Here is a 6,993-nt window from a genome sequence, read left to right as displayed (position 1 = left end):
AGGCCGGGCACCGCCGCGGTGTTGCGGCTCGTGGCGGTCATCAGGTCGGCGACCTGAGCGCGAAGCTCGGCCGTCGCCTCGGCGATCTCGTGCCGGACGGCTCCGCGCAGGATCAGGCCGAACAACGCACCGGGGATCGCGCCGAGCAGCAGGCCGTACGCCTCGAACTCGCACACGATCCAGCCGAGGAGCGCCCCTGCGATCGCCGCCCACATCACCATCCGGCAACCCCCATCGCCACCCGGCCCTGCGAGCGGCCGGCTGCAACTTGCCCCGATCGGGCGGCGGCGTCGAGCCGCATCGGCGCGGCCGATCCGCGCCCGGTTCCGCTTACTGGTTCGACCGGAACAGCGTCGGCCAGTCGCCCGGCTGTTTTACGGAAACTGCTACCTAGTCCAGTGCTCAACAGCCAACCTATAAGGTCTGCAGAGACGCGCCGACGTCGTCGGCTGGTCCTCACTGACAACAAAGGGGAGTTATACATGAGCAACGACACCGCATCGGCGACGCGGCTGATGGTCTGCGGTCTCGCATGCATCGCGTCTTCCCGTCCGGCACTAGCGCAGGACATCCCGACCGACACCCAGGTTCAGCAGGCGTTCGGCAGGGTCTACAATCACCTCGGACTGATCGAATACTGCGCCGCAAAAGGCTTCGCGACCGCGGCCGACATCGCGAACGCGCGCAAGACGGTCGACGCCACGACCGGCGGCATGAGCGTGGGTGCGGCGGCGCGGGCACAGGAAGGGGACCGGCGAGAGAAGGCCCAAAAACGTACGTTTAGCTTTCTGACCTGGATCCCGGGACTTTTGGTTAGCTGACAATCCGTATAGCGTGGCTATGAGTAAGCCTTGGCCGTGGTTGGGGCAGTTCAGGATGATGAGCGAGCGATCGGAGGCGGGGCGACGCGCGGCGGCGTTCCGGCGGACGCGCGAGGCGCACCTGACCGAGGTCGCGGAGGACTATGTCGAGCTGATCGGCGATCTCATTCACCTGCGCGGCGAGGCGCGGTTGGCCGACATCACCGAGCATATGGCGGTGAGCCAGCCAACGGTTTCCAAGATCATCGCTCGGCTACGGCGTGAGGGTCTGGTGGTGTCACGCCCGTACCGCGCCATTTTCTTGACCGAAGCCGGCGCTCAGATGGCGGCCGAGGCGCGGCGCAAACATGCAATCGTCGCCGATTTCCTGCGCTCGCTCGGGCTGGACGAGGCGACCGTGGATGCGGACTCCGAAGGGATCGAGCATCATGTCAGCGACCGCACCCTTCAGGCGCTGATCGCACTGACCGCGCGACTGAAGGCGGAAGCCGGAACCAAATAGCTGTAGCTATATTATATTGCCTATGCTCGACGGCTACCGCCGGATTGCCGGCCGGGCGCGTAGGCAAGGTAACGGTCGATGGCGGCACAGATGCAGGTATTGGCGACGGACGACCGCGGCTGGCGCAGCGGGGGCGGCGTATCGCTGCCGGAGGTGTTCCGCTCCATCCCCGTGCCCGACGGCGCGTCCTGGTGGCGTAAGCTGGGTGCGTTCACCGGGCCGGGGTTCCTGGTCGCGGTCGGCTATATGGACCCGGGCAACTGGGCGACCGACCTCGCGGGCGGCTCGGCGTTTGGTTACACGCTGCTGTCGGTCATCCTGCTCTCCAACATCATGGCGATCATCCTTCAGGCGCTGTGCGTCAGGCTGGGGATCGCCACGGGCCGCGACCTCGCCTCCGCCTGTCGTGACGCCTACTCCAAGCCCGTCGCGATCATGCTCTGGCTGCTATGCGAGATCGCCATCGTCGCCTGCGACCTGGCGGAGGTGATCGGCACCGCGATCGGGCTCAACCTGCTGTTCGGCCTGCCACTGGTCTGGGGCGTGGTGCTCACCGGGGCCGACGTGCTGCTCATCCTGGCGCTCCAGAGGCACGGGTTTCGGCGGCTGGAGGCGTTCATCATCGCGCTGATCGCGGTGATCGCGCTCTGCTTCCTTTATGAGCTGATCGCCTCGCAGCCCGCGATCGGGGCGATGCTGGCGGGGTTCGTGCCGCGCGGCGAGGTCGTGACCAACCCGGTCATGCTCTATATCGCGATCGGCATCCTCGGCGCGACTGTCATGCCGCACAACCTCTACCTGCACTCGGCCGCGGTGCAGACCCGCGCCTTCGAGCGCACGCCCGCGGGCAAGCGAGACGCGGCCCGGTGGGCGACGATCGACTCCACGGTCGCGCTCAGCCTCGCCCTTTTCATCAACGCCGCGATCCTGATCCTGGCGGCGTCCGCGTTCCACACCATCGGCCGCAACGACGTCGCCGAGATCCAAGACGCCTACAAGCTGCTCTCCCCTACGCTCGGCGCGGCCGCGGCGAGCACGCTGTTCGCGGTCGCGCTGCTAGCCTCAGGGCAGAACTCGACGATCACCGGCACGCTCGCCGGCCAGATCGTGATGGAAGGGTTTGTCCGCATCCGGCTCGCGCCCTGGCTCCGACGGCTGATCACGCGCGGGCTGGCGATCGTGCCGGCGGTGATCGCGGCCGGGCTCTACGGCGAGGGCGGAACCGCCAAGCTCTTGATCGCGAGCCAGGTGGTGCTGTCCCTCCAGCTGCCGTTCGCGATCGTGCCGCTGATCGCCTTCACCTCCGACAAGGCGAAGATGGGTGATCTGGTCAGCCCGGCTTGGCTCAAGGCACTCGCTTGGGCGGTCGCTGCGGTTATCATCGTGCTCAACGTCAAGCTGCTGCTCGACACCGCAGGACGTACGGGTGTGGGCGCATGAGGACGCTGATCGGGGCGGCGCTGATCGCCGGCTGGCCGGCGTGGGTCCTTGCGCAGATCGCGCCCGTAACGGGCAAGCTAGATGCAGCCCGGATGGGCGATGCGGCCATCGCCCCGACCTCAACACCTGCGGCCCCGGCGAGCGTGGCTCAGGCGGTGATGGAGCCGCCCGTGACACCGGCGGGGCAGGACATCGTTGTCACCGGTCGGCTCGACGCTGCGCGCGAGCGGATCGCGCCCGGCCTGGGTGCGGTGCAATACACGCTCGGCCCAGCGCAGATCGCCGCCACCCCGCAAGGCGAGAACGCTGGCTTCAACCAGGTACTGCTGCGCGCGCCGGGCGTGGTGCTCGACAGCTTCGGCGAGGAACACGTCCGCGGCGAGCATGGCGGACTCACCTACCGCATCAATGGCGTACTGCTGCCGGAGTCGCTCAATGGGTTCGGCCAGGAGCTCGACACGCGCATCGCCCGTTCGGTATCGCTCATCACCGGCTCGCTCCCGGCGCAGTTCGGGTTCCGCACCGCCGGCATCGTCGACGTCACCGCCAAGTCGGGCGCTTCGCTTGTCCATAACGAGGTCGGCATCTACGGCGGCAGCTACGACACGGTGCAGCCCTCGTTCCAGCTCGGCGGGACGAAGGGCGGCCTGGATTACTTCACCTCGGGCAGCTACCTGCATGACGGAATCGGTATCGAGAACCCGACATCGAGCCGGACGCCGCTTCACGACGACACCGACCAAGGCAAGCTGTTCGTCTACGCATCGCAAACGCTGAACCGCGACAGCCGCCTCAGTCTGCTGGCGAGCGGCTCGATCGCGCACTTTCAGCTTCCCGACACCCCGGGGCTCAAGCCGGCTTTCACGCTGGCGGGCGCGGGGCCGGTCTCGTCCAGCGATGTGGATGAGAACCAGACGGAGAAGAACGGGTATCTTGTCCTCTCCTATCAGCGCTCGGCGGGCGGGCTGGACTTGCAGGTCTCGCCGTTCATCCGCGTCGGCACCATCAGCTTCCGCGCCGACCGCGTCCGCGACCTCGTTTTCCAAGGGGTCGCCGGCGACGTTGACAACAGCTTCGCCACCGGCGGCGTGCAGACCGACGCGTCATACAAGCTGAGTTCCGCCCACACGCTCCGCGCCGGGTTCCTGGCGCAACACACCAGCGAGCGCCTCGACACGCTGACCTTTGCCTTTCTCGCCGACGCGAACGGCAACCAGATCGCGACGGCGCCCCTCGACCTGCCCGATCGGACGCGTAACCGGTCGTGGGAGGCGGGCCTGTATGTCCAGGACGAATGGAAGCTCACGGCCATGCTGACGCTCAACTACGGCATCCGCTACGACCGGTTCGACGCCAACTTCGATCATGAAGGCCAGCTCAGCCCGCGGGTAAACCTCGTCTGGACCCCCGACGACGCGACCACAATCCATGCCGGCTACTCGCGCTACTTCGCGCCGCCCTCCACTCAATACATCCCGTTGAGCGCACTCGCGAACGTCGTTGGCACCACAGACGAGCCGCAGGTGCTGGTTGACACCCCGACCAGGGTCGAGCGGTCGCACTATGTCGACGTGGGTGTCCAGCACGTGATGCTGCCGGGCTGGCAGGTGACCGTCGACGGTTTCTACAAGAACGCCGCCAACCTGGGCGACCTTGGGCAGTTCGGCGCCGCAGTGATCCTGTCGCCGTTCAGCTACAGCCGCGGTCGGGTGTTCGGCGGCGAGCTGTCGACCACCTACACGCATCGTGGGTTCAGCGGCTTCGCCAACTTCAGCTACGTCAACACCGGCGCGATCGACGTCAACTCGGCGGAATATGAGATCGACGCGGACGTGCTCGACTATGTAAAGACGCACCACATCCAGCTCGACCACGAGGGCAAATACACGGTCAGCGCTGGCGCATCCTACAGCTTCGGCCCGAACAAGGCGTTCGGCGACGTCCAGTACGGCTACGGTCTGCGCTCCGGCTTCGCCAACACCGCCAAGCAGCCGAGCTATGCCACGATCAACATCGGCGGCGAGCACCGTTTCGACCTGGGCACGTCCGGCCTCTCGCTGGCCGTGCGGATCGACGTCGTCAACTTGCTGGACCATGTCTACGAAATCAGGGACGGCAGCGGCCTGGGCATCGCCGCCGCGCAGTATGGCCGACGGCGCGGTGTGTTCGCCGGCACACGAGCGTCCTTCTGAGGGCCAGGCGCTCATCCCACGCTAAACAACGCTAAGGGAGAACGGGTCGGGAACGATCAGGTGGCTCGGCCGTCCCCGGCGATGTTGAGCGGCTTTCGGCGCGTTCGTTCGGCAGCGCGATCCCACAGGAAGTCGCCCGAGAACGCAATATGCTCCCAGCCGACCGGTGAGCTATGGGGTAGCAGCTCGGGATCGACGGGCGTGCCCGAGGCGCGGAGGTGCTGGACCGCGTCGGCGATGTAGGTCGAGTTCCAATAGACGATCGGTAAGCGGTGTGCCGGCTCCACCTTGCAGGGGTGAGGAGCGGCTGCGAGTCCATGCTGATGGAAGAGGACACGCCGCTTGGAGCTATGACGGGGTCAAGGCACGGGGCTAACCCGGAGCCGATCCGACGGTTCGAGATCCTGACCGGTGTGGGCCGGCGCCGCAGCTTTGCGGTGGACGAGAAGCTGGCGCTGGTCGCGCAGATGGATGGTTGCGCCAACATCAGCGAGCTGGCGCGTCGGCACGATCTGCGACCGTCGCAGCTGTTCACCTGGCGCCGCGAGCTGCGCTACGCGGCGGAAGCGGTGCAGGCTACCGTGCCCGAGCCGAGGTTCGTGCCGGCGGTGATTGCGTCTGAGCCGGTCGTGGTGACGAAGCCCGCGTTCAAGAAGAAGCGGGTGCAGCGTGCCCGTCAGGCAGCCGCGGTCGAGCTGGAGATCGACGGGGTGGCGGTGAAGATCGCGCAGGGCGCCGATGCCGGGGTGATCGCGGCGGTGATCGACGCGCTGAAGACGCCGCGATGATCGGCCCCGGCGCGGACGCTCGCGTGGTAGTGGCCACCAGGCCGGTGGACTTCCGCAAGGGCGCGGACTCGCTCGCGGCGCTGGTGAAGGCGGAGCATGGCGCCGACCCGTTCTCCGGCGTCGTATACGTGTTCCGCTCGAAGCGGGCCGACCGGATCAAGCTGGTGTGGTGGGACGGGACGGGGTTGTGGCTGATGGCGAAGCGCCTGGAGCAAGGCGTCTTCCGCTGGCCAGCCATCCAGGACGGGGTCATGCGCCTGACCGCAGCGCAGTTCGGGGCGCTTGTGGAAGGCTTGGACTGCGGCCTGTGCATGGCGGCCGTCGGCCGATCGCCCCGCAACTCGCCGGTTGACGAGGTGCGTCCCGGCTGATTCACTTGCGGCCATGCTGGTCGAGGCCGATCTCCCCGACGACCCCGCGCTGCTCCGCGCGATGCTGGTCACGGCACGCAGCGAGATCGTCCAGCAGCAGGCGCACATCGCCGATCTGGAGGGCGCGGGCACCGACGCCCGGGCGGAGATCGAGCGGCTGACCGCGATCATCGCCGCGTTCCAGCGGCACCGGTTCGGCGCACGGTCGGAGCAGCTTCACCCCGACCAGCTGGCGCTCGCCCTCGAGGAACTCGACGCGGCGGTGGCCCGCGTGCGCGCCGGGGCGGACGCGACCAGCAACAAGCCCGCGGCACCTCGCATGCGCGACGGCAACCGTGGCCGTCTTCCCGCCCATCTCGAGCGGGTCGAGCAGGTCGTCGACGTGGAGAGCAAGGCCTGCGCCTGCTGTGGCGGCGCCCTCCACGTCATCGGCGAGGATGTCGCCGAGCGGCTCGACGTGGTGCCCACCACCTTCCGGGTGCTGGTGACCCGTCGTCCTCGCTACGGCTGCCGCGCCTGCGAGGCCGCACCAGTCCAGGCGCCCGCGCCGGCGCGGATCGTCGAGGGCGGGATGCCGACCGAGGCACTGATCGCGCATGTGCTGGTCGCCAAGTACGCCGATCACCTGCCGCTATACCGGCAGGCGCAGATCTACGCCCGTCAGGGCGTCACCCTTGACCGCTCCACCCTGGCGGACTGGGTCGGCCGCGCGGCGTGGTGGCTGACGCCGCTACGCGATCACCTCATCGCCGACCTGAAGCGCAGCCCCAGGCTGTTCGCCGACGAGACCACCGCGCCGGTACTCGATCCGGGACGCGGGCGGACCAAGACCGGCCAGCTCTGGGCATACGCCCGCGATGACCGGCCGTGGGGCGGCAC

At 67.8% G+C, this 6,993-nt stretch carries 8 protein-coding genes and 1 pseudogene; 7 read left to right on the top strand and 2 right to left on the bottom strand.

Annotated elements, in window-relative coordinates:
• Nucleotides 1-221, bottom strand: a 221-nt coding sequence (locus tag HUV01_RS10090; protein ID WP_174298142.1) for a hypothetical protein, incomplete at its 3' end; no start/stop codon positions are given.
• 261 nt (nt 222-482) lie between these two features.
• Here HUV01_RS10090 and HUV01_RS10085 point away from each other — a divergent pair.
• The 4 genes from HUV01_RS10085 to HUV01_RS10070 all read left to right on the top strand — a co-directional run bounded on the left by HUV01_RS10085 (nt 483) and on the right by HUV01_RS10070 (nt 4,955).
• Nucleotides 483-821 carry a hypothetical protein gene (locus HUV01_RS10085; protein ID WP_174298141.1) on the top strand — a complete coding sequence of 113 codons (339 nt, stop codon included), beginning with the start codon at nt 483-485 and terminating at the stop codon, nt 819-821.
• Nucleotides 822-879: 58 nt separating this feature from the next.
• Entirely contained in the window at nt 880-1,323 is a 444-nt protein-coding gene (gene mntR / locus HUV01_RS10080) for a manganese-binding transcriptional regulator MntR (protein WP_217430977.1), read from the top strand.
• Nucleotides 1,324-1,413: 90 nt separating this feature from the next.
• A complete protein-coding gene (locus HUV01_RS10075; protein ID WP_217430978.1) occupies nt 1,414-2,763 on the top strand; it encodes an Nramp family divalent metal transporter in 1,350 nt (449 codons plus the stop codon).
• On the top strand, nt 2,760-4,955 hold the full coding sequence (locus HUV01_RS10070; protein WP_174298138.1) for a TonB-dependent receptor: 2,196 nt from the start codon (nt 2,760-2,762) through the stop codon (nt 4,953-4,955). The genes HUV01_RS10075 and HUV01_RS10070 overlap by 4 nt, the downstream gene beginning before the upstream one ends.
• A gap of 56 nt (nt 4,956-5,011) precedes the next feature.
• Here HUV01_RS10070 and HUV01_RS10065 read toward each other — a convergent pair.
• Nucleotides 5,012-5,218: pseudogene (locus tag HUV01_RS10065) on the bottom strand (Tn3 family transposase); the annotation flags it as partial.
• Nucleotides 5,219-5,305: 87 nt separating this feature from the next.
• Between HUV01_RS10065 and tnpA the strand changes: the two are divergent.
• The 3 genes from tnpA to tnpC all read left to right on the top strand — a co-directional run.
• Nucleotides 5,306-5,743, top strand: coding sequence for an IS66-like element accessory protein TnpA (gene tnpA / locus HUV01_RS10060; RefSeq protein ID WP_174298136.1), 438 nt, complete (start codon nt 5,306-5,308; stop codon nt 5,741-5,743).
• Nucleotides 5,740-6,114 (top strand): IS66 family insertion sequence element accessory protein TnpB, encoded by a 375-nt coding sequence (gene tnpB / locus HUV01_RS10055; protein WP_174298135.1) that lies wholly within the window; start codon nt 5,740-5,742, stop codon nt 6,112-6,114. The genes tnpA and tnpB overlap by 4 nt, the downstream gene beginning before the upstream one ends.
• 13 nt (nt 6,115-6,127) lie before the next feature.
• A partial coding sequence (gene tnpC / locus HUV01_RS10050) for an IS66 family transposase (protein WP_174298134.1) occupies nt 6,128-6,993 on the top strand: 866 nt, incomplete at its 3' end.

The sequence above is a fragment of the Sphingomonas bacterium genome, from assembly GCF_903643035.1.
GTDB lineage: Bacteria > Pseudomonadota > Alphaproteobacteria > Sphingomonadales > Sphingomonadaceae > Sphingomonas.
This window is presented reverse-complemented; position numbering and strand designations above follow the sequence as displayed.